Origin of the sequence: Peribacillus asahii, from assembly GCF_003570725.1 — a bacterium.
Lineage (GTDB): Bacteria > Bacillota > Bacilli > Bacillales > DSM-1321 > Peribacillus > Peribacillus asahii.
The window spans coordinates 110,121-135,916 of sequence record NZ_QWVS01000015.1 but is presented as its reverse complement, the minus strand read 5'-3'; the positions used below and the strand labels follow the sequence as shown (position 1 = coordinate 135,916).

25 protein-coding genes are annotated in these 25,796 nt (G+C 38.1%); 19 read left to right on the top strand and 6 right to left on the bottom strand.

The window, feature by feature from the left end; all coding sequences use genetic code 11:
* Positions 1-3: 3 nt before the first annotated feature.
* The 12 genes from thiI (at position 4) to D1953_RS09055 (ending at position 12,105) form a co-directional block, all read left to right on the top strand.
* A complete protein-coding gene (thiI, locus tag D1953_RS09110; RefSeq protein WP_119116867.1) occupies positions 4-1,212 on the top strand; it encodes a tRNA uracil 4-sulfurtransferase ThiI in 1,209 nt (402 codons plus the stop codon).
* A 72-nt stretch (positions 1,213-1,284) separates the two neighbouring features.
* A complete protein-coding gene (locus D1953_RS09105) occupies positions 1,285-1,491 on the top strand; it encodes an alpha/beta-type small acid-soluble spore protein (RefSeq protein ID WP_119116866.1) in 207 nt (68 codons plus the stop codon).
* 334 nt (positions 1,492-1,825) lie between these two features.
* Positions 1,826-3,415 carry an acyl-CoA synthetase MbcS gene (gene mbcS / locus D1953_RS09100; RefSeq protein ID WP_119116865.1) on the top strand — a complete coding sequence of 530 codons (1,590 nt, stop codon included), beginning with the start codon at positions 1,826-1,828 and terminating at the stop codon, positions 3,413-3,415.
* Between the two features lie 372 nt (positions 3,416-3,787).
* A complete protein-coding gene (gene rarD / locus D1953_RS09095) occupies positions 3,788-4,717 on the top strand; it encodes an EamA family transporter RarD (protein WP_119116864.1) in 930 nt (309 codons plus the stop codon).
* An 84-nt stretch (positions 4,718-4,801) separates the two neighbouring features.
* Entirely contained in the window at positions 4,802-5,812 is a 1,011-nt protein-coding gene (gene sppA / locus D1953_RS09090; RefSeq protein ID WP_119116863.1) for a signal peptide peptidase SppA, read from the top strand.
* Between the two features lie 11 nt (positions 5,813-5,823).
* Positions 5,824-6,357, top strand: a complete 534-nt coding sequence (locus D1953_RS09085) for an RDD family protein (RefSeq protein ID WP_119116862.1) — start codon at positions 5,824-5,826, stop codon at positions 6,355-6,357.
* A 193-nt stretch (positions 6,358-6,550) separates the two neighbouring features.
* On the top strand, positions 6,551-7,243 hold the full coding sequence (locus D1953_RS09080) for a DUF2953 domain-containing protein (protein ID WP_119116861.1): 693 nt from the start codon (positions 6,551-6,553) through the stop codon (positions 7,241-7,243).
* Between the two features lie 15 nt (positions 7,244-7,258).
* Complete coding sequence (gene ytfJ, locus D1953_RS09075; protein ID WP_119116860.1) at positions 7,259-7,708, top strand: GerW family sporulation protein; 450 nt, start codon at positions 7,259-7,261, stop codon at positions 7,706-7,708.
* A 196-nt stretch (positions 7,709-7,904) separates the two neighbouring features.
* Positions 7,905-8,405 (top strand): thiol peroxidase, encoded by a 501-nt coding sequence (gene tpx / locus D1953_RS09070; protein ID WP_119116859.1) that lies wholly within the window; start codon positions 7,905-7,907, stop codon positions 8,403-8,405.
* A 232-nt stretch (positions 8,406-8,637) separates the two neighbouring features.
* A complete protein-coding gene (locus D1953_RS09065; protein ID WP_119116858.1) occupies positions 8,638-9,633 on the top strand; it encodes a class I SAM-dependent methyltransferase in 996 nt (331 codons plus the stop codon).
* Positions 9,634-9,799: 166 nt separating this feature from the next.
* A complete protein-coding gene (locus D1953_RS09060) occupies positions 9,800-11,005 on the top strand; it encodes an acetate kinase (RefSeq protein ID WP_119116857.1) in 1,206 nt (401 codons plus the stop codon).
* Positions 11,006-11,265: 260 nt separating this feature from the next.
* On the top strand, positions 11,266-12,105 hold the full coding sequence (locus tag D1953_RS09055) for an EcsC family protein (RefSeq protein ID WP_119116856.1): 840 nt from the start codon (positions 11,266-11,268) through the stop codon (positions 12,103-12,105).
* Positions 12,106-12,421: 316 nt separating this feature from the next.
* On the opposite strand, the gene D1953_RS09050 is transcribed toward D1953_RS09055, so the two are convergent.
* Positions 12,422-12,736, bottom strand: coding sequence for a hypothetical protein (locus D1953_RS09050; protein ID WP_119116855.1), 315 nt, complete (start codon positions 12,734-12,736; stop codon positions 12,422-12,424).
* Positions 12,737-12,955: 219 nt separating this feature from the next.
* Here D1953_RS09050 and D1953_RS09045 point away from each other — a divergent pair, with 219 nt between their 5' ends.
* Together D1953_RS09045 and argH are read left to right on the top strand one after the other, a co-directional pair.
* Positions 12,956-14,161: an argininosuccinate synthase gene (locus D1953_RS09045; protein ID WP_119116854.1), complete on the top strand. Its 1,206-nt coding sequence runs from the start codon at positions 12,956-12,958 to the stop codon at positions 14,159-14,161.
* Positions 14,158-15,537, top strand: coding sequence for an argininosuccinate lyase (gene argH, locus D1953_RS09040; protein ID WP_119116853.1), 1,380 nt, complete (start codon positions 14,158-14,160; stop codon positions 15,535-15,537). Before D1953_RS09045 ends, argH begins: the two co-directional genes overlap by 4 nt.
* Before the next feature lie 71 nt (positions 15,538-15,608).
* Here argH and D1953_RS09035 read toward each other — a convergent pair whose 3' ends face one another.
* Both D1953_RS09035 and D1953_RS09030 read right to left on the bottom strand, forming a co-directional pair.
* Positions 15,609-16,052, bottom strand: a complete 444-nt coding sequence (locus tag D1953_RS09035; protein WP_119116852.1) for a universal stress protein — start codon at positions 16,050-16,052, stop codon at positions 15,609-15,611.
* 98 nt (positions 16,053-16,150) lie between these two features.
* On the bottom strand, positions 16,151-17,248 hold the full coding sequence (locus D1953_RS09030; RefSeq protein WP_119116851.1) for a M24 family metallopeptidase: 1,098 nt from the start codon (positions 17,246-17,248) through the stop codon (positions 16,151-16,153).
* Positions 17,249-17,372: 124 nt separating this feature from the next.
* Between D1953_RS09030 and D1953_RS09025 the strand changes: the two genes are divergently transcribed.
* The 3 genes from D1953_RS09025 to D1953_RS09015 all read left to right on the top strand — a co-directional run bounded on the left by D1953_RS09025 (position 17,373) and on the right by D1953_RS09015 (position 19,757).
* Complete coding sequence (locus D1953_RS09025) at positions 17,373-18,053, top strand: metal-dependent hydrolase (RefSeq protein ID WP_119116850.1); 681 nt, start codon at positions 17,373-17,375, stop codon at positions 18,051-18,053.
* A gap of 86 nt (positions 18,054-18,139) precedes the next feature.
* Positions 18,140-18,370 carry a hypothetical protein gene (locus D1953_RS09020; protein WP_119116849.1) on the top strand — a complete coding sequence of 77 codons (231 nt, stop codon included), beginning with the start codon at positions 18,140-18,142 and terminating at the stop codon, positions 18,368-18,370.
* A gap of 67 nt (positions 18,371-18,437) precedes the next feature.
* On the top strand, positions 18,438-19,757 hold the full coding sequence (locus tag D1953_RS09015) for a CBS domain-containing protein (protein ID WP_119116848.1): 1,320 nt from the start codon (positions 18,438-18,440) through the stop codon (positions 19,755-19,757).
* A 93-nt stretch (positions 19,758-19,850) separates the two neighbouring features.
* On the opposite strand, the gene D1953_RS09010 is transcribed toward D1953_RS09015, so the two are convergent.
* On the bottom strand, positions 19,851-20,162 hold the full coding sequence (locus D1953_RS09010; RefSeq protein WP_119116847.1) for a YtpI family protein: 312 nt from the start codon (positions 20,160-20,162) through the stop codon (positions 19,851-19,853).
* A 176-nt stretch (positions 20,163-20,338) separates the two neighbouring features.
* Between D1953_RS09010 and D1953_RS09005 the strand changes: the two genes are divergently transcribed.
* Complete coding sequence (locus tag D1953_RS09005; RefSeq protein WP_119116846.1) at positions 20,339-21,277, top strand: DHH family phosphoesterase; 939 nt, start codon at positions 20,339-20,341, stop codon at positions 21,275-21,277.
* 102 nt (positions 21,278-21,379) lie between these two features.
* Here D1953_RS09005 and ytrI read toward each other — a convergent pair whose 3' ends face one another.
* Both ytrI and ytrH read right to left on the bottom strand, forming a co-directional pair.
* A complete protein-coding gene (gene ytrI, locus D1953_RS09000) occupies positions 21,380-21,880 on the bottom strand; it encodes a sporulation membrane protein YtrI (protein WP_119116845.1) in 501 nt (166 codons plus the stop codon).
* Positions 21,877-22,209 (bottom strand): sporulation membrane protein YtrH, encoded by a 333-nt coding sequence (gene ytrH, locus D1953_RS08995; protein WP_119116844.1) that lies wholly within the window; start codon positions 22,207-22,209, stop codon positions 21,877-21,879. Before ytrH ends, ytrI begins: the two co-directional genes overlap by 4 nt.
* Before the next feature lie 157 nt (positions 22,210-22,366).
* On the opposite strand from ytrH, the gene dnaE reads away from it, so the two are divergent.
* Positions 22,367-25,726 (top strand): DNA polymerase III subunit alpha, encoded by a 3,360-nt coding sequence (gene dnaE / locus D1953_RS08990; protein ID WP_119116843.1) that lies wholly within the window; start codon positions 22,367-22,369, stop codon positions 25,724-25,726.
* Positions 25,727-25,796 lie beyond the last annotated feature (70 nt).

The following is a 25,796-nucleotide window of genomic DNA, read 5'->3' as shown; positions in this document are numbered from 1 at the left end:
AACATGAAATTTGATCATATCATTATTCGTTACGGAGAAATTTCAACAAAAAAACGGAATCGAAAATCATTTGTGGCTAAAATGAGAAGGCATATTTTGTGGAGCTTAAAGGATATTCCGAATGTTGAACTAACAGCCAATCGAGAAAGAATGTATATTATTTTACATGATGCCGACCATAAAGAAGTCATTGCACGTTTGCAAGGTGTGTTTGGCATTCAGTCGCTGAGTCCTGCGCTTAAGGTTGAGCGCGACATTGAGAAGATAAAAGAAGCGGCGCTCTACTATATGAATCAGCTATCAGATCCAGTCCATACTTTTAAAATTACGACAAAACGAGCAGACAAAGAGTTTCCATATGTAACAAATGAAGTCAATCATTTATTAGGCGGACATCTCTTACGTAATATCGAGGGATTAAAAGTTGATGTGAAGAATCCTGATTTCAATTTACTTGTTGAAATTCGTCGTGAAGCAGTTTATTTAACAGGTGAAACTGTTCCGGGAGCTGGGGGATTGCCATATGGTTCGAGCGGCAAGGCAATGTTAATGCTTTCAGGTGGAATTGACAGTCCTGTAGCAGGGTATTTATCGATGAAACGTGGTTTAGAGGTAGAGGCTATTCATTTTTATAGTCCTCCTTTTACAAGTGAACGCTCGCGTCAAAAAGTGCTGGATTTGGCAGCAAAACTAGCAGAAGTGACAGGCAGTTTTAAGGTGCACATTGTTCCATTTACGGATATTCAAGTATTAATTCAACAGCAAGTACCAGCTAATTATTCGATGACCACGACAAGACGTTTAATGCTGCGATTAGCTGATCAAATTCGTGAAAAGAATCACGCACTGGCGATTATTACAGGGGAAAGCCTAGGACAAGTAGCTTCACAAACAATGAGCAGTATGTTTGCGATTAATGAAGTAACGAATACGCCAATTTTACGCCCGCTTATTACAATGGATAAGCTAGAAATTATTGATTTGGCTCAGCAACTAGATACGTTTGAAATTTCTAATTTACCGTATGAGGATTGCTGTACAGTATTCACACCAGCAAGTCCAAAAACGCAACCAAAGAGGGAAAAAGTGAATTATTATGAAAGTTTTGTTGAGTTTGAGCCATTAATTGAAAAGGCAATTCAAAATATAGAAACCATTACTGTTGTTCCAAATCAACAAACTATTGAAAAAGAGATGGAAGGATTATTCTGATTATCTAGCAATTACCAAGAATGAAGCCATGTGTTTTTACACACTCTATAATCACAAGGAGGTGAACAACACATGGCAAACAACAACAACTCAAATCAATTATTAGTTCCAGGAGTAGAACAAGCTCTTGAGCAAATGAAGTATGAAATTGCTTCTGAATTTGGTGTACAGCTTGGTGCTGATACAACATCACGTGCGAACGGTTCAGTTGGAGGAGAAATTACAAAACGTCTTGTCCAAATGGCTGAGCAACAATTAGGTGGCGGATTTTCAAAATAATTGAATAATATGGCTGCAGGAAGCGGGTATTATACCCGCTTCCTTCTTTCGAGTGTTCGACACTATTGTATGTAGTATTTTGTTATAAAAACAATTAATTGGGAAAATTCAGAATCGTTATTGAAAAAAATGTAATTTATGGTAAAATATTTGTATATAGGTAGGGAGGTGTTGAAAACAAACTAAACCAAATTGAAATAAGTAAGTTCATATACAATAGCAAATAATTATTTTAAAATTTACAGAAAATTAGTGTATAATAAAATTATGACCAGGTATAAATATTAAGTTATAGTAACACATATATAAGTTTGCTATTAGAGGGGGAAACGGAATGAAACGCGAGCATTTATTAGCACCGCAACAATATAACTTAGTTAGTGAAGTAGAAAAGTTTGCAGCAGATCCGGCAAAAGTTGCCCTATTATGGGAAAATGAATCTGGTGATAAAAAAACAACGACTTATACTGAATTGATAGAAAATGCTAATAAAATTGGTAACGTTTTCTTAAATCAAGGATTGAAAAAGGGAGACACAGTACTTGTTATTATTCCTCGTTTAGTAGAAGCGTACCAAGTGTATCTCGCGGCTTTGAAAATCGGTTTAGTTGTCATCCCATGTTCAGAAATGTTCCGTGCTAAAGATTTACAATATCGCCTTAATCATGCAGAAGTAAAAGCGATTATTAGCTATGAGGAGTATACAAATCAATTTAATCAAATTGAAGAGAACGACTCTATTTTAAAATTTGTTGTTGGACAACAACAAGAGGGCTGGTTACCTTTACAAGAACTAGCTGAGACAGCTTCGTCAGAACTAGCGTTAGCTAATACGAAGGCTGATGATATGGCCTTTTTATCATATACATCAGGTACGACAGGAAATCCAAAAGGTGTTGTACATACGCATGGCTGGGCTTATGCTCATCTAAAAACGTCTGCTGCAAATTGGTTAGGCATTAATGAAAATGATGTAGCATGGGCAACGGCTGGGCCGGGATGGCAAAAGTGGATTTGGAGCCCGTTTTTAGCAATACTTGGTTCTGGAGCGACAGGATTAGTGTATCACGGTAGATTTGAACCGGAAAAGTATTTGCAACTTCTAGAAGACTATAAAGTAAATGTATTATGCTGTACACCAACAGAATATCGATTGATGGCAAAAGTCGATAATTTACAAAAATATAATTTATCCCAGCTGAACAGCGCTGTATCTGCAGGAGAACCATTAAACCAAAAAGTATTTGAAGTATTTAAACAGCATTTTAATGTTGAAGTACGTGATGGATATGGTCAAACGGAAAATACATTGCTGATTGGTGTTACAAAAGGAATGGAAATTAAACCAGGGTCAATGGGGAAACCAACTCCAGGAAATACGGTAGAAATCATTGATGAAGATGGTAATCCGTGTCCAGTTGGAGTAGTAGGCGACATTGCTGTTCATGTGGATACTCCTGCCCTATTTAAGAATTACTATAAAGATCCGGAACGTACAGCTATGCAGTTCCGTGGTGAATATTATATTACGGGAGACCGTGCGAAGAAGGACGAAGAAGGTTATTATTGGTTTGAAGGACGTTCTGATGATATTATCATTAGTTCAGGCTATACAATTGGGCCATTTGAGGTAGAAGATGCTCTAATCAAGCATCCTTTTGTAAAAGAATGTGCGGTTGTAGCTTCACCAGATGAAGTACGCGGACATATCGTAAAAGCTTTCGTTGTGTTGAGAGAAGGTGTTGATTCTAGTGCTCCAAATTTAGTAAAGGACTTGCAAGAGCATGTAAAAGAGTTAACAGCTCCTTATAAATATCCACGAAAAATCGAATTCCTTGATGATTTACCAAAAACGACATCTGGAAAAATTCGTCGTGTCGAATTACGTCAACAAGAGGAGTTATTGGCTCAATCTAACTCATAAGGTATTGGAAGCCGCCAATTTTGATATTGGCGGCTTCTTTTTGAAATCATATAGATAAACTTCCATCAGTGAAGCCTTACTGATGGTTAGTCTCGTTTTGGGGTAGTAAACAGTCCTCATGTATCTTATTGGATAGGGCAAGCGTTTGCTTAGGTGAGGCGTTTCCACAAAGAGAAGTTGGGAAGACTAATAGCCAGTGAAAAGCAGTGTACACTTACGCCCGCTGGGAATTGCATGAGGTACACGGATCGACTGAAATAGAATAGAACTAGCTGAATGATTAAAGACTGAAGTCGTGATGACAGTCATAGATGATAAAATCATCTATAATAAAATAGGTTAAAAATTAATGTTGTAGGAAGAAGGCTTAGAATGAAACTGGATCAAGAAAAGGAAGGCATTATATACGCGGCGCTTTCTTATATAATTTGGGGAGTTGTAACGATTTATTGGAAACAATTACAGGAGGTTTCCTCAGGAGAAATTTTAGCGCAACGAGTGTTTTGGTCTTTTCTGTTTATGGTGGTTTTATTAATCATGACGAAAAAATGGAAGGCCTTTATTACGTATGCGAAAGAAATTGTACGAGCTCCTAAAAAGTTTTGGGCGTTATTTATTGCTTCTGTTTTAATAAGTGTTAATTGGGGTGTATTTATCTGGGCTGTAAATGCAGGAAGAATTTTAGAAACGAGTCTTGGATATTATATTAATCCGCTCGTTAGTATGTTATTGGGAGTGCTTGTATTAAAGGAACAATTAAGTCGTGCTCAAACGTTTGCCTTTATGCTTGCGGGCGTGGGTGTTCTGATTTTAGGGATTCACTTTGGCTCGATTCCATGGGTTTCGCTTGTTTTAGCCATTACATTTGGTTTATATGGATTAGCTAAAAAAATGATTCAAACGGAAGCAGCAATTGGACTGACTCTTGAAACAGTCATGATGGCACCGATTGCATTAGGGTACTGGATGTATTTAATGATTCAATCAGAGTCTCGATTTTTCGATTCTACACCAACAAGTCTTTTGTTAATTGGCGGCGGAATAGTCACTGCCCTACCTCTTCTCTATTTTGCAAAGGGTGCTCAAAAAGTGTCGTTATCTTTACTAGGCATTCTTCAATATATTGCTCCAACCTTATCGTTATTGATTGGTGTGTTTGTGTATCATGAAACATTTACGAAAGCGCATATGCTGGCGTTTTTATTTATTTGGTCTGCGCTCATTATTTATACGCTTTCTGTGACAAAATGGGGAAAAGCAACTGCTGCAAAAATGAAAAAGCATGGAAAAATGGGAGCATAAAGGGATATAAATGTTGATTTGAAACTTTTTTTAGAGGGATTCGTATATAATAATAGGTAGTACATAATAAAGGGAGGAAAGCCAATGAATGGGAAACGTTGGGCAGCTTTAGGGATTGCTGCTTTACTTTTTTTTGTATCTATAGGAGTGAGTGCTGCTACATTCTTTTTTTCAGCTGATACGAAAAGTGTATTTGAAGATCTTTTTGCTACGGGAGAGAGTAGTTTTTACGAAGAAGTAGTAGAAGGTGACGATGTATTTAATAAAATTGCCATCTTTGATGTAGAAGGGACAATTTTAGATACAGGAGAGGACTATTCTATTTTTGGGGCAGGAAGTACATACAATCACCGTTCGTTCCTGAAGAAATTAGATATGGCAGCAGAGGATGAAACGATTAAAGGGATTATTTTACGAGTGAATTCTCCTGGTGGGGGCGTGTTAGAAAGTGCGGAAATCTATGATGAAATTTTAGCGCTTAAGGAAACGGGGAAACCTGTTTATGTATCGATGGGGTCGATGGCAGCTTCGGGCGGATATTATATTTCTGCGCCGGCAGATAAAATTTATGCAAGTAATGAAACGTTAACAGGTTCACTTGGTGTTATTATGCAAGGGTATAATTATGAAAAATTGGCAGAAAAGTACGGTGTAGAATTTGAAACCATTAAAAGTGGACCGTATAAGGATATTATGAGTCCAACACGTGAAATGACAGCGGAGGAACGAAAAATTCTGCAATCGATGGTAGACAATATGTATAACGAGTTTGTTCGAGTGATTGCACAAGGTCGTGGCATGTCAGAGAAAGAAGTCCGTAAACTTGCGGATGGCCGCATTTATGATGGACGTCAAGCGAAACAAGTTGCATTAGTCGATGAAATCGGTCGTTTGGATGACGTAATTGCCGGAATCAAAACAGATTTGAAGTTAAAAGATGCACAAGTCATTCGTTATACAGATGAAGCAAACTTGAGTTCATTCTTAAGCATGAGTGCTCAAAAAGTAATGGGAGTAGATGCGGAAACAGCGGTTTTAACAAAGGTCCTCACATCTTCTAACTCTCCACGTCTCATGTACTTATATGCGGAATAGGAGGCGTTAGGATGACGGAACAAAATAATCCAAATCAAGAAGAGATGCTCTATTCCACAGAAGTAAACGATAATGAAAAAGTGGCTGGTTCAGCATCGATTCAAGAAGATATTCAAACAAGTGAACCTGTTTCTTTTGAGTTTGCGGGGTTTTGGATGAGATTTTGGGCGTATTTAGCGGATTTACTCATCATTGGTAGTTTAAATAGAATCTTGATTCATCCGATTTTCACCTTAACGGATCAGGGGGATAGTTATTCCTTTTTATCTGGAGAAGTAATTTGTACGACGATTGTATTTTATTTATATTTTGTGCTGATGACAAAGTTTTTCCGCCAAACGCTTGGTAAGATGATTTTTGGCTTGCAGGTGGTTGCTTTAAAAGAAGAACATATGACGTGGGGAACGCTCTTATTTAGAGAATGCATCGGTCGTTTTATTTCAAAGTTTACTGTTGTTGGTTATCTTATTGTTGGGCTATTGCCAAGGAAGCAAGGATTGCATGATATTTTTGCTGATACGAGTGTAGTGTTAGTAAAACGATAATAGAAGAAGGACTTTGGTACTTTGGTGCTGGAGTCTTTTTTAGCTTCATTAAACAATTGATGGATGACACGATTTTTGGACCTCTTTGTGTGAGGTTGCCCTGACTTCAGGAAACGAGAGGGAAGTGCGCTTTTCTGACGTTTATTTTCATCTTCTCTAGGGGATAATGGAGGGCTGAAGGGGTGTTGAGCGGATGAAGTGGGTACTGTTTGCAGGTCTTTTATTAATTACTCTATTAGTACTGATTATAATTACGAAGATTAAGGTAGTATTCCGTTACCAACATGCTCATACGAATGACGAATTGGTGTTGAAATTATCCGCATGGTTTGGGTTGCTTCGATATACGGTGAAGGTACCTGTTATTCAAGTAGATGCGGACTCCGCTTCGGTCAAGTTGAAGGAAGAAAAAGGAACGAGTGATGAAACAAAACAAGAAGAAAATATGCGCTTTACGCCGAAAGAACTTATTCATTTTTTGCAGGATATAAAAAGTATACTTGAGCATGTAGTTAATTTTCATAAGATTGTACGAAAGTTTCTTAGAAAAGTTCAAGTCAAACAGTTTGAATGGCGCAGTGTGGTTGGAATGGGAGATGCTGCTCATACGGGAGTGTTTGTGGGAGGATGTTGGACTTTAAAAAGTGCCATTATTGGTTTATTAACGAACTTTTTACGCTTTCGAGTTATGCCTATTTATTCAATTACACCGGATTTTCAAAGTCATCGAGCAGAAACCTATATTTCTTGCATATTCCAATTTCGAATCGGGCAAGCTATCCTGACTGGAATCAAAATGCTTCGCTATTGGAAAGGTTCTAAGGTGAAGTTTAAATCGAAAACATTGGCGAAGCTAACGAACAATTCCAATAAACAATCGATGTAGAATGGAGGAATTTACATGTCAGATCATCCGATTCAAGGCTTAATGACAGCCGCAATGGAAAATTTGAAAGAGATGGTAGATGTTAACACCATTATTGGTGATCCAGTGGAAACTCCGGATGGAAGTGTTATTTTAACTGTCTCAAAGGTTGGTTTTGGCTTTGCTGCAGGTGGTAGTGAATTTACTCTTGAGAATAACGGTCAAGGTCAGCAAGGCTCTTCTAAGCAGCCATTTGGTGGTGGTAGCGGGGGCGGTGTCTCCATTACTCCTATTGCCTTTCTAATCGTTGGTTCTTCAGGAGTCAAAATGATTCATCTCGATGAGGGAACACATTTGCTAGAGAAAATGTTAGATTTAGCACCGCAAGTTGTAGATAAAATCCAATCAATGATGTCAAAGAATGATTCTAAAGCTAAGACACAACAAGCAAAACCAACACCGCCAAAGCAGGACTTAGATTTTTAATGATGACTCGGCATAAGCCGGGTTCTTCTTTTTTTGAGAAAATCCATACTGTATTTCTTAAAAGATAGTGATGCTTAGAAGAAAAAAAGCGTCGCTGCTAGCCATTTACTTCATGTCTGTCTTATTAATTGCAAAAATACGGTAAACCCCCTATTATTAAATCTGTACATATAAGTCTATAAAGGAGGAATAGAAAATGGCAACAGTTACATTTATTAATAATCCAGTTACTTTAGTTGGTACAGAAGTAAAGGTAGGAGATAAAGCACCAAACTTTACGGTGTTGGCTAATAATTTGACACCTGTTTCTTTAAGTGACTCAAAAGGGAAAGTGCGTATCATTTCAGTTGTTCCATCAATTGATACAGGTGTTTGTGATCAACAAACAAGAAAGTTTAATGAAGCAGCATCTACGTTAGAGAATGTAGAGGTGTTGACAATTTCTGTAGATCTTCCATTTGCACAAAAGCGTTGGTGTGCAGCAAGTGGTTTAGAAAATGTTCAAACACTTTCTGATCACCGTGACCTTTCATTCGGAGAAGCATACGGAGTAGTCATGAAAGAGCTTCGTCTCCTAGCACGTTCGGTTTTTGTTGTTGATAGCAACGATGAAATCGTTTATGCGGAGTATGTTTCAGAAGGAACAAATCATCCAAATTATGAAGCAGCTCTTGAAGCAGCAAAAGCCGCAAAATAAGTAAGTGAGGAAAGAGGTTGTTCCAAAGGATATCTTTGGTACAGCCTTTTTTGAGTTTAAGATAAACATTTCGGCATCCAGTGCAAGCAGCTTTCGGGGACTAATCAAGGCGTTCGCGTATTGTTCATTGCAATGAAGAATTCTGATAATCCATCTAAAACAACCTCTACGCTTGTAGCCATTCGTTCTTCGCTATAAAATAGACAAAGCAGAAAACAGGAGGAATTATGAAGTGAAAATGACCCCAGTTGAACAATTATTTCAAGCATTCGATGAAACGACACAAATTTTACAAGAAGAACTTTCTTGCACATATTTAGATGCACTTGGAGAAACAGGTGAAAACTTTTTCCACGGAAAAGTTATTCAAGAAGAAGTAAGTGAATTATCGAAGAAGCGATTAACGAAGCACTGTGAGGCTTTTGCGCCCGAAAAATATAATAAAGAAACGATTCGCAAGGCTTATCAGCTAGCGATTTTAAAAGGCATGCAGCAGAATGTACAACCGAATCACCAGATGACCCCTGATGCGGTTGGCTTGTTCGTCAGCTATTTAGTAGGAAAGTTTACAAAAAATCAAAAGGATTTTACGGTTTTAGACCCGGCCGTTGGGACAGGAAACTTGTTATTTACGATATTGAATCAGCTTTCAGAACAAGAAATTAATGCTTCTGGAGTAGAGATTGATGAGACGCTGCTTGCCCTTGCCTACTCAGGGGCTAATTTACAAGAGCACCCTGTTCAATTTTATAATCAAGATAGTCTAGAGCCGTTATTCATTGATCCTGTCGATGTCGTAGTGAGCGATTTACCAGTCGGGTATTATCCAAATGATGTGAGAGCCGCTGATTATGAATTAAAAGCAGATCAAGGTCATTCTTATGCACATCATTTGTTTATTGAGCAAAGTGTGCGACATACGAAGGATGGAGGCTACTTATTTTTTATAGTACCTAATAATATTTTTGTAACGGAAGAAGCACCGAAGTTGAATCAATATTTAAAATCCTCTACGCATATTCAAGGAATGGTTCAGCTGCCGCTTTCGATGTTTAAGAGCGAAGCAGCAGCAAAGAGTATCTTACTTTTACAGAAGAAAAAAGAGGGAATTGAAGCACCGAAAAAAGCGCTTCTTGTTCAATTGCCAAAGCTGTCGAATTTCGAAGCAACCCACTCTGTTGTGCAACAGATAGATGCTTGGTTTGAAACAGAAAAAAATTTTTTGTGACCTAAAAAGCCAGTGCCATCAAGGTATTGGCTTTTTTTAGGTATGCTTTATAAAAAAATTGTTTGGATGTATGCGCTTACCATGATAAAATTAGACATGATACTACAAAAATAGAGACGACATACTGTAACAGTAGGCAAGCTATTATAGTAAAGGAGTGAATTGGATGTCTAAAATAATGGCGATTAATGCGGGCAGCTCTTCTTTAAAGTTTCAGCTTTTTGAGATGCCGAGTGAAACTGTAATTACAAAGGGATATGTTGAAAGGATTGGTCTGAAAGATTCTGTGTTTAATTTAACAGTTCGAGGACAAAAAGTAACAGAAACGTTACATATCCCCAACCATGAGGTTGCAGTGGAATTATTACTAGAGAAATTAATTCAACATCAAGTAATCAGCTCATTTGAGGAGATTAATGGAGTTGGTCACCGAGTAGTTCATGGTGGTGAAGTATTTAGTGATTCCGTGTTAATTACAGAAGAAGTAATTGAAGAGTTAGAACGACTTTCAGAGTTAGCTCCTCTTCATAACCCTGCTAATATCACTGGTATTATAGCGTTCCAACATATTCTAGGAGATACTCCAGCGGTAGCCGTGTTTGATACAGCATTTCATCAAACAATGCCAAGCAGCGCCTATATGTACAGTTTGCCGTATGAATATTACGAAAATTATGGAATTAGAAAATACGGGTTCCATGGCACATCCCATAAATATGTATCACAGCGGGCTGCTGAGATGATGGGACGACCTATTGAGGAATTACGCTTAATTTCATGTCATCTTGGAAATGGTGCAAGTATTACGGCGATTAAGGGTGGAAAGTCAATTGATACCTCTATGGGCTTTACTCCGCTTGCAGGTGTAACAATGGGAACACGTTCAGGTGATATTGATCCAGCTCTTATTCCGTATATAATGGAGAAATCCGGGAAAACAGCGGATGAGGTACTAGATGTACTAAATAAGCAAAGTGGAATTCATGCTTTATCTGGTTTTTCGAGTGATTTACGTGACATTCAAGATGCAGCTAATGAAGGGGACGAACGGGCTGAACTAGCACTTGAAGTGTTTGCAGATCGTATTCATAAATATATAGGTTCATATGCTGCTAGAATGGGCGGAGTAGATGGGATTATCTTCACGGCAGGAATTGGTGAAAATAGCCATACGATTCGTGCTAGAATTCTAGAAGGACTTGAATTTATGGGTGTATACTGGGATGAGGAATTAAATCTGATTCATGGTGAAGAAGCATTTATTAATTCATCTTTCTCTCCGGTGAAAATTATGATTATTCCAACAAATGAAGAAGTAATGATTGCACGTGACGCAGCTGCGATTGCTTCTCAACAAAAAGTTAATGTTTAAATCTTAGCCTTCTTTTCTTCTGGAAAGGAGGCTTTTTGCATGAATGCATTCCGTTTTATGTTTTAGAAAGGTTAAATAATAATGAAGAACTTCCTAAAAGTATTCTGCACAATAGACAATTTTTTAAATTAGTAACTTTACTATGGTATACTACAAAAAAGTCCAATCATTTGCTCAATAGTTAATAAATGGTGATTTTGTTGGAGGATAGATATAAGGCTGCAGTAGAAGGGATTCGGTTTAAAAGGAGGGTTCCAACGATGGGATTGACCGTTCGTGAAGAGGAAATTTGGAATGAACTTAGCATTTGGGAAAAGAAACTTTCGCAGTATGAGTCAACAGATTTAGCGGTGTTATATGATAAATCGTTAGAGATGACGTTTTCACTTCTTCCAGAAAAAACAAAAGAACAGTTCTTTAACAAATTAGATAATTGGTTGTTTCATTTGCATGCCATTGTACAAAGCTCACAAATTCAGCTCGATGCAAGAGAAAGAATTTTAGCTTCTGCCCGTGTATTCGATGAACAGATTACAACTATTACGGATTTGAATCAGTTAACAATTGATCAGTTAAATTACATAGCCGATCAACAAATTGCGAAGCATCGACTTTATTCTTTTACTCAAGGCGGAGCGAGTGGTTCGGGAGGGCTGCTCCTGCTTGGCGGGGACATTCCGGCGATGACGGTTATTAATGTTCGCATTGTTCAGTTGATTGCGATGACCTATGGGTATGAGGTGAATACACCGGTAGAAATGATGCTTGCCCTTAAAGTGTTTCATGCAGGGATGATGCCGAAGCGACTTCAGGGAGCGGCTTGGGAAGAATTAATTCAGGAAATGAAGCTTAAGGAAGATGATTATTTTTATATTGGGGATGAAGAGTTAACGAATACAAGTTGGATGGAGCAACCATTAAAACAGTTGTTGAAAGCAGTAGCGATTTCGATGTTTCGCAAAAAGCAGTTTCAAGGTATCCCACTCATTAGTATGGCAATCGGGGCCGGTGTGAATTATCAGGTGACCCGTAATGTTAGTGAATTTGCTCAAAAGTTTTATCAATATCGCTATTTGTATGAGAAACACCTTCAAGCGTGATTTGGAAAGAGAGCCGTTAGCGATTTGATGTATGATGTAAGAATGGGAAAATACAATGTTATGAGGTGGCATCTTGCTTGAATTTGATATTTTTGAATTCCTCGTTTTAACTGTAGTTGTTGGAGCATTTGTTTTAGGGATTAATATACTCGGTGATATTTTAGCGAAGTATTTTAATTAAGTCGGTTTAATATTTATGCGGGATTCCTTTAGTAAATGGCGATGTTTAGTGAAGATCTGTTTGTTCCTTCAGTTCCCTTAGATATACTTTTTTCATACTATAAAGAGGCTACCTAAATTTTTTTAGGTAGCCTTCTTAAGTATGTCTTTTACTACTTATATGTTGATTAGTACGATACCAGAGCCAGAGATCGTTAATGATGGAAGCTATTTCAGCGATTTCTGTATTAAGTTCGCAGGAACGGGAAAAGTTATTTTCATTCGAAAGTGCATCTTGTTTTTGATTAATAATGGATTCTAAATCACGTATTCGATCTGGAATGCTGCCGCGAATGTTTTCCCATTGCAGAAGAATTTGTTGTTGTACATCATGTTCATATTCATCCCAGTCTTGGCTAAGAGAGGGGAGAGCGATTCCGAGGCGTTCATCAAAGACAAATAGTTCACTCATTGTAAGCTGCTCCTATCTTGAATTTTTATAGTATTAGTGTACAATATTTTGGGCTGCACGACTATGAATTCAAGTGTTTAAAATTGTTAATAAATTATTATTTAAATTCCAAAAAAAGACCTTGCATTCCTTTTATAAAGCTAGTATAGTTTTAATCAGAGATTGAATAAAAATAACAACGCATGAATTTTTATTCACAACGAAAGGGACGATGAAAAAATGGCAAATCCAAAGATTGTTTTAGCATATTCCGGAGGTCTTGATACTTCCGTTGCAATTAAATGGTTACAAAATAAAGGGTACGATGTAGTAGCTTGTTGTTTAGATGTTGGGGAAGGAAAAGACCTTGACTTTATTAAAGAAAAAGCAATTACAGTTGGTGCAGTTAGTTCATATGTAATTGATGCGAAAGATGAATTTGCAGAAGAATATGCATTAATTTCTCTTCAAGCACACACTTTATATGAACAAAAATATCCACTAGTATCAGCTCTTTCTCGCCCACTTATTGCAAAAAAATTAGTGGAAGTTGCAGAAGCTGAAAATGCAGTTGCAGTAGCACATGGATGTACGGGAAAAGGTAATGACCAAGTGCGTTTCGAAGTTTCTATTAAAGCGTTAAATCCAGATTTAGAAGTTCTTGCACCAGTTCGTGAGTGGAAATGGTCTCGTGAAGAAGAAATTGAATATGCACAAGAGAATGGTATTCCTGTTCCAATCGGCTTAGCAAGTCCATATTCAATTGACCAAAACCTATGGGGAAGAGCAAATGAATGTGGAATTCTTGAAGATCCATGGGCAGCACCACCTGAAGATGCATATGAATTAACAACTGCTTTAGAAAATACTCCTGACACTCCAGATGTTGTTGAAATTGGCTTTGAACAAGGTGTTCCAGTTACACTAGACGGAAAATCTTATAAACTAGCTGAACTTATCCTTGAATTAAATGGAATTGCTGGTAAACACGGTGTTGGACGTATTGATCATGTAGAAAACCGTTTAGTTGGGATTAAGTCACGTGAAGTATATGAAGCTCCTGCTGCTATGACATTAATTAAAGCGCACAAAGAGTTAGAAGATATTACACTTGTTAAAGATGTAGCTCATTTTAAACCAGTTATTGAAAAGAAACTTTCAGAATTGATTTATGATGGTCTTTGGTTCTCTCCACTTCGCGATGCATTAGTTGCGTTCTTAGCAGAAACACAAAAAACTGTAACAGGTACAGTACGTGTGAAATTCTTCAAAGGTCATGCAATTGTAGAAGGAAGAAAATCAGAGTACTCTCTATATGATGAGAAATTAGCAACATATACAAAAGAAGATGAGTTCGATCACGATGCAGCGGTTGGTTTTATTAAAATCTTTGGTCTTCCAACAGCAGTAAACAGCATGGTGAACAACAAGAAGGTGACAGTGTGAGCAGCAAACTTTGGGGAGGAAGATTTACAAAGTCTGCTGAAGAATGGGTAGACGAGTTTGGAGCTTCCATTTCATTTGATCAGGAGCTTGTTCTTGAAGATATTCAAGGCAGCCTGGCTCACGTTACGATGCTCAAGCAGACTGGAATCTTACCAGAAGAAGATGTAAACAAAATTATTGCCGGTCTAAAAGGTTTACAAGCGAAAGCTGAGAACGGTGAATTAACTTTTAAGGTTGAGATGGAAGATATCCATCTTAATCTTGAAAGTATGCTAATTAACGAAATTGGTCCAGTTGGTGGAAAGCTTCACACAGGCCGCAGCCGTAATGACCAAGTTGCAACCGATCTTCACTTGTATTTGCGCAATCAAACGAACGATGTTGTAAAGTTAATTAAAAACTTACAAGAAGCGATTTTAGAACAGGCGAAAGTGAATGTAGAAACACTGATTCCTGGCTATACACATTTACAACGTGCACAGCCAATTTCGTTTGCCCATCATTTAATGGCGTATTTCTGGATGTTAGAGCGCGATAAACAACGCTTTACAGAAAGTTTAAAACGAATTAATATTTCACCGCTTGGTGCAGGTGCACTCGCTGGGACAACTTTCCCAATCGATCGTCATTTAAGTGCGGAATTGTTAGGGTTCGACGGTATCTATGAAAACAGTTTAGATGCAGTTAGTGATCGTGATTTTGCGCTGGAGTTTTTAAGCAACAGTGCAACGATGATGATGCATCTATCACGCTTTAGTGAAGAGATTATTCTATGGTCTAGCCAAGAGTTCCAATTCATCGAATTAGATGATGCTTTCTCTACAGGAAGCAGTATTATGCCACAAAAGAAAAATCCTGATATGGCCGAATTGATTCGCGGTAAAACAGGTCGCGTATACGGGAACTTAACGGGGTTATTAACAGTGTTAAAAGGTCTGCCACTTGCGTATAACAAAGATATGCAAGAGGATAAGGAAGGCGTTTTTGATACAGTTAAAACCGTTGTTGGTTCGTTAAAAATCTTCGCTGGCATGATTTCTACGATGAAAGTCAGAACGGATGTTATGGAAAAAGCAACGAAAAATGATTTTTCCAATGCAACAGAATTAGCGGACTACTTAGCTTCGAAGGGGATGCCGTTTAGAGAAGCACATGAAGTAGTTGGGAAGCTTGTCTTGTTCTGTGTACAACAAGGATGCTATTTAGCAGATCTTTCATTAGAACAGTTTAAAGAAGCGTCACAACTATTTGAAGAAGATATTTATGTGGCTCTTAACCCATATGAAGCAGTTAAACGCCGTAACAGTGCAGGTGGAACGGGCTTTGCTCAAGTAAAACTTGCAATTGAAAAAGGCGAAAAGCTTTTACAAGCATAATAAAAATAAGCCTCTAAGCTACCAAAAGGGTTCTAGAGGCTTATTTTTTATTTAAGGATTATTTATTTGGCTTATGCTTCTTCAGTACGGACAATCATAACGTCACAACGTGCGTGGCGAACAACGCTTTCAGATACACTGCCAATTAGGAACCGTTCTACAACGTTTAATCCTGTTGCCCCACAGACAATTAAATCAATGTTATGTTTCTTCGGCAAGTCTTTTGAGATTTGTCCTTTAGGAGAACCGAGGACAATATCACCAACAACATTCGTTACGCCAGCTGCTTCCGCTTGCTCTTTATATTTTTTAATTAAATCATTAGCGAATGTTTCAGAACGATCGCGGATTGTTGTGTCATATGCTTCGATTGTTGGATAATTTCTTGTATCAATTACGTGAGCTAAAACGAGTGTAGCATTGTCATTTTTTGCAATCGTAACTGCTTTTTGTAGTGCCCATTCTGCTTCTTGTGAGCCGTCAACAGCTACTAAAATGTTTTTATAAGTACTCATAGTAATAATCTCCTCCTCTTTTATACCCTTATTATACATTAGAAATTATGGGTGATTTGTAACAATTTAGTGAATTTTGAAAGCGGTTCATTATTCAATTATTGAATGATTTGTAGCGCTTTCGGATACTTTGTTAATATTTCACAGCCTTTGTCGGTGATATAAATATCATCTTCAATACGAACTCCCGCTATGTTTGGTACATAGATGCCGGGTTCAATCGTATATACCATTCCTTGTTGTAAGACAAGTTCATTTGTTTCGGTTAAGGATGGGTATTCATGAACGCTGAGGCCAAGTCCATGACCGAGGCGGTGTGGGAAGTATGCACCATATCCTTTGTCATGGATGATTGTTCGTGCTGTGATGTCGAGGTCTTTGCATGTTGCTCCTGGTTTACTTACACTAATAGCGGCTTCTTGAGCTCTTCGGACTGTTTCATATATATCCGCTTGTTTGTCGCTTATATCGCCATAGGCGATTGTTCGAGTAATATCTGAGCAATATCCTTCATATACAATGCCTAAATCGAATAGAACAAGGTCACCCCGCTTTACTTTTGTCATTCCTGGTGTCCCATGCGGGGAAGCGGTATTTGTGCCTGTGAGAACCATGGTGGAAAAAGAAAAATCACGAACGCCGCTTTTTTTCATTTCATACTCGATGGCCGCAACGATTTCTATTTCTGTTTTGCCTTCTTTTATTTCATGAACACCAATGTCCACCGCCATGTCGGCCAGACGACAGGCTTCGCGTAAGTTGTTGAGTTCACTTTCTGTTTTAATCATGCGCATTTGACGTAATTTTTCCTCGACAGAAACGAGAGCAGGAGCTGCGAAATAGTGTGTGAGATGTTCAAATCTTTCGACGTTCAGATGCTCTTTTTGAATGGCTAAGTATGAAAGTGTTAGTTTTCTTTTGCGCACAGCTTCGGACATTTTTTCCCAAGGATTTTCAATATCATTATAGCCAATGATTTCAGCGGTCCAACCGGCATGTTTTGCCTCTGCGACCTCCATTTGCGGACAAACAAGGAAAGGCTCATGATTTTGAAAAATAAAGAGGGACAGCAACCTTTCATGCGGGTCGCTTTGAAATCCACTGCAATAAAAAATCGTATCAGGTGCTGTTAGAAAAGCTGCGTCTAGGTTATTTACTTGCAACCAGCTTTGTAATTCGGTTATCCTATCATTCATAGAAATCCCTCCAAAAAAGTATAGATTTACCTTATCAAGAGATAAAATGAATGTAAATGTTAGAGGATTTGTAAGATAAAAAAAGAATATGTAAGAGGGACAAAAAGATAAGGAGTGTGGAAGAATGAAAGTATCTTTTCATGGACATGCTGTTGTGCAAGTTGAAACAAATGGGAAAACCATTTTATTTGATCCATTTATTACGGGGAATTCATTAACGGATTTACGTGTTGAGGATGTAAAGCCAGATGTTATTATTTTGACACATGGTCATAGCGATCATGTTGGTGATACGCTTGAGCTTGCAAAGAAGCATGATGCACTTGTAGTGGGAATTGCTGAACTTGCGACTTATCTAGGCTGGCAAGGGGTACGTACTCACGGTATGAATATTGGCGGGAGCTATGAATTTGATTTTGGCAAAGTGACATTAACGCCAGCTTTTCATAGTACAGGCTATATGACAGTAGATGAGCAAATTATTTACTTAGGCATGCCTGCGGGAGTGGTTTTCTCGGCAGAAGGAAAAACGATTTACCATGTCGGGGATACGGCATTGTATTCTGATATGAAGTTAATAGGCGATAAACATGCTATCGATTTAGCATTTATTCCGATTGGGGATAATTTTACAATGGGACCAGAGGATGCAGCTGTAGCAGCTAAATTACTGCAGGCTAAAACGGTTGTTCCTATTCATTACAATACATTTCCACCGATTAAACAAGATCCGAATCGCTTTCTTGAATTGTTGGAAGCAGGAAACGGTAGGATTATGGAAGTTGGAGATATCATTGAGCTATAATTCAGAAAGCAGTCACGTTCTAAATGAACGTGACTGCTTCTTTTTTTATAAAATAAGCATATTTATGTAAAAAAAGGGGGAATAGGATGAAACAGCGATTATTGTTATGTTTGTTGCTATGTGGTGTGATGCTGTATTATGCGGTGCCGCGTTTGTCGTTACAAGCAGGGGGAGCAGAGGGTTTATTTGCGGCAAGCTGGCTCCTATTTGCTTTATGTACGATTGCTGGAAATTTAACAGCTTTATTATATTCACCGAAAAGCAAGCGTAAGCCAATAAAGAAAAAGGAATACAAAAAAATGCATCATTATTCCTAGGATTTGTGAAATTGGCTACTTCGCCTTATAATAAAAAAATAGGAATACCGTGAAAAGGGTGAAGAGCTTGGCTACTAAGCATGAACAAATTTTAAAATATATTGATGAGCTGCCGGTTGGAGAGAAAATTTCTGTCCGACAGATTGCTAAAGCATTGCATGTTAGTGAAGGTACAGCTTACCGTGCTATTAAGGAAGCTGAGAACCAAGGCTATGTAAGCTCAATTGAGCGTGTAGGCACGATTAGAATTGAGAGAAAGAAAAAAGAAAACATTGAGAAGCTAACCTTTGCAGAGGTTGTAAATATTGTAGACGGACAAGTGCTTGGTGGAAAATCAGGTCTTCATAAAACATTAAATAAGTTTGTCATCGGGGCGATGAAGCTTGATGCGATGATGAGGTATACGGAAGCAGGAAACTTGTTAATCGTCGGAAATCGAACACAAGCTCATGAGCACGCATTAAAAGCTGGAGCGGCTGTGTTAATTACAGGTGGCTTTGATACAGAAGAGCATGTAAAAAAGCTGGCTGATGAATTAGAAATGCCTGTCATTTCGAGTACGTATGATACATTTACAGTCGCGACGATGATTAACCGTGCGATTTACGATCAACTAATTAAAAAAGAAATTTTGTTGGTAGAAGATATTTTAACCCCAGTTAACGAGACTTCCTTCTTAGCCTCGAACGATTGCGTGAAAAAATGGCATGAATTAAATCAGGAAACAGGTCATGGTCGATTCCCAGTTGTTGATGAGAATATGAAAGTGCAAGGTATTGTGACATCGAAAGATATTATGGGACAAGAAGAAGATACGTTGATTGAAAAAGTTATGACGAAAAACCCGATGACAGTAGGAGATAAAATGAGCGTTGCTTCTTCTGCTCATATGATGGTATGGGAAGGGATTGAATTACTTCCTGTTGTGAATGATAATCTTGTATTACAAGGGATTGTTAGTCGTCAAGATGTTTTGAAAGCGTTGCAGATGAGTCATCGACAACCTCAAGTTGGAGAGACGATTGATGATACGATTACAGGGCAGCTTGTGATGTCTGAAAGTCGAGGGAAAGGTGAAGAAGTTTATAGCTATGGTGTTACACCCCAAATGACGAACTATTTAGGAACGATTTCGACTGGGGTGTTTACGACAATAGTTACAGACTCTGCGAACCGTATATTAAAAAACTATAAGCGCGGAGATCTAGTTGTTGAAAATATGACAATTTACTTCATCAAACCAGTTCAAATTGATAGCACATTAGATGTTCAGCCGCGCGTGCTGGATGTTGGGCGGAAGTTTGGGAAAGTCGATGTTGAAGTATTTAATCAAGGAAAATTGGTTGGTAAAGCGATGTTAACTTGTCAATTGCTTGATCGATCATAGGAAAAGCGTAAGGTACTCGTTTATTAGTAATAGTGTTTGAATCTAATAGTGAACAAAGTCATATAACATAACAAAAAGGATAATCCGTTTGGACTATCCTTTTTGTTGTACAATCGCTTCTGCTTCGTCTATGGCATAGGGGAGGTAATATTTGTACATTTTGTACCCGCCGATTAGGTTTATACTACCAATTACAATGAATATACCTGCTACAATGTATGTGACCATAGATTGAAATAAAAAGAGTTGATTGATTCCGAAGAAAGTTACAAAAGAGCCTAATGCCATTGAAGATTTACTAGAAATCCATTTTTTCTCCATTGGTAAACGAGTTCGCAATGATTTCACTTTAAAAAATACGTAGAGGGCTAATGAAACAATAATGAGTACAACGAAAATAGGCATGAATGAGCAACCTCCAATGTGAGAGAAATAATGCTGGTGTGGATAATTGTTAATAATATCCTTTTTTGTATTGTACCGTCAATCATAGAAAGAATTCCACTGAAAAGCAATTAAAGCTTTTTATTCTTTCTTGTTTTTGTTTAAATAGACATAGATAGAATGAAAAGGGGAGTATCATGAAAGCGACTATTTTAGAGGAAATTAAACAGTATGAGAAAATCATTATTCATCGTCATGTTCGTCCAGATCCTGATGCATATGGATCACAAGGGGGATTGGCAGAAATTTTGAAAGCATCTTTTCCGACAAAACAAATCTATACAGTAGGGAAAGAGGAGCCATCGCTAAACTATTTACGAAGATTAGATGTGATTTCAGATGATATGTACGAAGGAGCACTTGTTATTGTATGTGATACAGCTAATACAGGAAGAATTTGCGATGAACGTTATAAAACTGGGGCAAAATTAATTAAAATCGATCATCATCCGAATGCGGATCCATATGGTGACCTGTTATGGGTAGATACAAGCGCAAGCTCTTGTTCAGAAATGATTTATGAATTTTATTTAGCAGGTAAAGAACAGGGGTTGAAGTTAAGCGATGAGGCAGCAAGGTTGTTATTTGCTGGTATCGTTGGGGATACTGGTCGTTTTCTGTTTCCAAGCACAACGGAAAAAACATTTGCTTATGCAAGTGAGCTGATTAATTATAACTTTTCCCGTCCTCAGTTGTTCCAAGAGATGTATGATGTAAGTGAAAATATTGTTCGTTTGAACGGATATGTATTGCAACATTTCGAGGTGCTTCCACACGGAACGGGTAAAATGATTATTACGAAAGAGACTATGAAGCAATTCGGAGCAACTGCATCAGAAGCTTCACAGTTAGTCGGAACACTTGGTTCAATCAAAGGGGTAAAAACGTGGGTATTCTTCATTGAAGAGGATAATGAAATTCGCGTTCGTTTCCGCTCAAAAGGCCCAGTTATTAACACGATTGCTAAAAAGTATAATGGCGGTGGACACCCGCTAGCATCAGGGGCCTCGATTTATTCTTGGGATGAAGTAGACCGCATACTTGCTGATTTAGAAGAATTAAATCAACAGGCGTAATGAAAAAAGAAGCCTCGACGTCGAGGCTTCTTTTTCACTGTTTAGGAAGTTATGCGATTTTTAGAGGGACGTTAAGTGTTTCAAGCTTCAGCGCTTGTACTTCTATAATCGCTCTAATTTTACCTCAATATACATATCTGTATAAAAGATGAGTTCTGTCACTTCTAAGCGATATTTTTTTTTATTAATGTCGATTATCTTATTCTCAATTGATTTTTTTAAAAGTATTCTTCCGTTGTAGATTGTTTTGACGTCTTTCGCAATAAGCGAAGCAAGGTCATCACGAATAGCCTCTTCAGTCTCGGCGATGCTTAATGAATCTAATTTATAGTAATTCCCGTTTATAATCTTCACTTGGACGTCTTGAATTGTTAATCCTTTTTCCGTTTGTTCATTCAGTTTGTGATATTCTTCCTCCCAAATGGAGATTTTTTGATTTAAATTTAAAATCGTTTCCTCCTGCTCTTGAATTTTGACAATTTGTCTTTCTTGCTGAATACCGAATAAATAAAAGAATAGCACCCAGCTTATAAGTGAGCCAAGTGCTGCTCCAGCAAGGAATCGTTGCCAAGTTGGATCGCGGTGATAAGGAGGAATTCTCATAAAAGATGCTCCTGGGTAAACCAGTTGATGATGAGTGCGCCGGTTTGAGCACCGCCTAATGCAGATAGAATTAACAGTACTTGTTTGACAATGTCTTTCGTTTCCCCGTTGAAGATACCGCGCTCAAAACTGTACATCATATCGAAGGTTCCACCGATAGCTGCTACAATCGCCCAAATACGTAAATTATCGGATAAGCGAAATACGGTTGTCATTGGAGCTTGTCCTGTAAAAAAAGCGGAAAGTCCACCGATGAGGGCGCCTCCTAATAAAACTCCAAGTGAAATAAAATAGCTATTAATAAAGGCTGGAACGAAAGCTTCATTCATTTTTTCCTCATCCTTTGTCTATAATGTGGTTTACTCTATTTATATGGGATTGTTTTCGTTAGTATGATACAAGTTCGATAAGGAGAACATATTTTCTTTTCTAACAATTACCTCTATAATAAGGGAAAATAAGCTTTAAAAAAGGAGGGAGAAAGATTTGTTTACTCATCTCCATATTCAGAGCGGGTATAGTTTATTGAATTCAACAGTAAAAATTGATGAGCTCGTCACTAAGGCGAAAGCAGACGGCATGGAAAGCTTAGCGTTATGTGATCGAAATGTAATGTATGGCTCGCTTTATTTTTATAAAGCATGTAAAAAGTACGGTATAAAACCAATTATCGGCTTACTAGCGGATGTTCTTGACCAGGAAGAAAAGGCATATCCGCTTCTTTTATTAGCGATAAATCAAGAAGGATATCATCATTTATTGAAAATTAGCAGTGCTATTCAAACGAAATCACCGCAAGGACTGCCTAGAAATTGGTTGAAGGCTTACGCGAAAGGGTTAATTGCAATATCGCCGGGAGCAGAAGGGAAAATAGAAAGCTTGCTTGAAGAGGGAAAGGTTGAGGAAGCGAAAGAGGAAGCAAACCAGTTTCTCGACCTGTTTGGGCTTCAGCAATTTTATGTCTCTATTCAACGTCTTCAAATACAGGGGGAGGACCAACGGAACACAGCGGTGGAGCAGTTAGCTCAAGACATGGGTATAAAAGTGGTTGTAACGAATCCAGTTTATTATTTAGAGAAGGATGATGCACTGGCTCAAGAAGTGCTGCTAGCTGTTGGCACTGGGCATAAGCTGGATGATGAAGAGCGACAAGTATTACCTTCCCAGCAATTTTATTTGAAAAGCATGGAAGAGATGCTAGAGCTTTTTACGGATAAAAGAGAGGCGTTACAAAATACGCAATATATTGCGGCACAATGTCAGGTCAATCTCTCATTTCAGCGTACCCTTTTGCCGAAATATCCAACTAATCAAGGGGTTTCTAGTGATGAGATGTTAGAGGCTATTTGTTTTGAGGGGTTGAAAAAGAGGAGGTCTCAACCATCTCCACAGTATGAAGAGCGGCTGCGCTATGAATTAGATGTGATTAAACGGATGAAATTCAGCGATTATTTCTTGATTGTATGGGACTTTATGAAGTTCGCAAGAGAAAATCAAATTTTAACAGGACCGGGGCGGGGGTCAGCAGCGGGATCTATGGTGGCGTATGTATTGCAAATTACCAATGTTGACCCGATTGAGCACTCGCTTCTTTTTGAGCGATTTTTAAATCCGGAGCGAGTGACGATGCCGGATATTGATATTGATTTTCCAGATCATCGCCGTGAAGAAGTTATTGAATATGTTGTCCGAAAATATGGTGAACTCCATGTAGCGCAAATTATTACGTTTGGAACGATGGCAGCCAAAGCAGCGTTGCGCGATACAGGCCGAGTTTTCGGCTTAGATCCAAAAGAGCAGGAAACATTATCTAAAATGATTCCCAATCGCTTAGGTATCACATTAAAGGAAGCTTATCAAGAATCTAAGCGCCTTCAAGCATTTGTTCAAGAAAGTGAGCGTTATCAAAGGCTTTTCTCAATTGCAATGACGCTGGAAGGATTGCCAAGGCACACATCTACCCATGCAGCGGGTGTCATTATTAGCGATATACAGCTTACGGACATTATCCCTATTCAAACGGGACATGCCGGTATCTATTTAACACAGTTTCCGATGGATCTTCTGGAGGAAATAGGTCTGTTAAAAATGGATTTCCTCGGTTTACGGAACTTAACGCTCATGGAACAGATTTTAACAAGTATTGAAAAAGGTACAGGTGAGAAAATCGATTTAGAGAAAATCCCGATGGATGATCAGGACACCTTTACGTTGTTTAGTAAAGGTGAAACGACGGGTGTGTTTCAGTTTGAATCGGAGGGGATTCGCAAAGTGCTTGTTAAGTTAAAACCAACGCACTTTGAAGATATTGTCGCAGTCAATGCCTTATACCGGCCGGGACCGATGGAAAATATCCCTCAATTTATTGAGAGAAAACATGGATTAGCTCCAATTGATTACCATCATCCAGATTTACAGGAAATTCTTGAGTCAACGTATGGTGTTATCGTGTATCAAGAGCAAATTATACAAATTGCTTCTAAACTTGCAGGATTTTCACTGGGAGAGGCTGACTTATTACGTCGAGCAGTTTCGAAAAAAAAGAAGGAAATTTTAGACAAAGAGCGAAATCATTTTGTTATCGGTGCGAAAAATAAAGATTATTCTGACAAAATCGCTTCGAGCATATATAATTTAATTGTTCGCTTTGCAAACTATGGTTTTAATCGAAGTCATGCGGTTGCTTATAGTGTCATTGCTTATCAATTAGCCTACTTAAAAGCGCATTATCCGGCTCATTTCATGGCGGCATTAATGACTTCCGCTATCGGAAATGAGGATAAAATTGCTCAGTATGTTCGAGAGGCTAAGAAAAAAGGGATGATGATTCACTCGCCTTCTATTAATCGTAGTACTTATCCGTTTATAGCCCGACAAGATGGCATTCAATATAGTCTTGGAGCTATTAAAGGAATAGGAAGAACCGTTTTACGTGAGATTTTCTCGGCACGTCGCAATGGGAAATTCAGTGATTTGTTTGACTTCTGCTTACGTGTTTCCGGAAAAATTGTCACACGTAAAGTGGTGGAGGTGCTCATCCATTCAGGTGCCTTTGATGAGTTTGGTCGTGACCGAGCAACGCTTTTAGCTAGCCTTGATGTCGCTCTTCATCATGCAGAGTTAGTAAAGCCAGATGAAGATTTGCTGGATTTATTGATAGATGGAGAATTTTCACTGAAACCTAAGTATGTTGAAGTAGAGCCTATTCGTTTAGAAGATAAGCTGCAGTTTGAAAAAAACGTACTAGGTCTCTATTTATCTAATCATCCAGTGAGTACTTATCAAAAGCTATTTAAGCATTTTGGCTGTATATCGATTGAAGAAGCGACAAGAAAGAAAGAAGCAAAGGCATTGCTTGGTGTTTATATTTCGGCAGTGAAGGCTATTCGAACGAAAAAAGGAGAGTTGATGGCCTTTCTGACTATTAGCGACGAAGATGGCGATTTAGAAGCCGTTGTTTTTCCGAATAGTTATCGACAGTTTGCTGAAACAATTCAAACAAATGCAATAGTCATGTTACAAGGTACATTGGAAGAACGCGATGGAAAGCTTCAACTAAATGTCCAACAAATCTATTCAATCGATGAAGCTAAGCAACTTGCAAGCCAAGAAACAGGAACTCTTTTTATAAAAATAGAAAACGATAAGCAAACGAAAGATATCTTATTACAAATTAAAAAAATTTTATTACAACATAATGGCAAAACAAAAGTAATGCTTTACTACGAACGGGAAAATCGTTATGTACAGCTATCTCTATGGGATTGGGTTCAGCCTAATGACCGTTTGCATAATCGGTTAATTGACATTGTTGGGAAGGGCAATGTCATCCTGAAGAGAGACTGACTGTTTACAATGGTCATAGTTATGTTAGAATGATTAAGTAGACCCGTGTGGTCTGACCACTTAAGTTCGT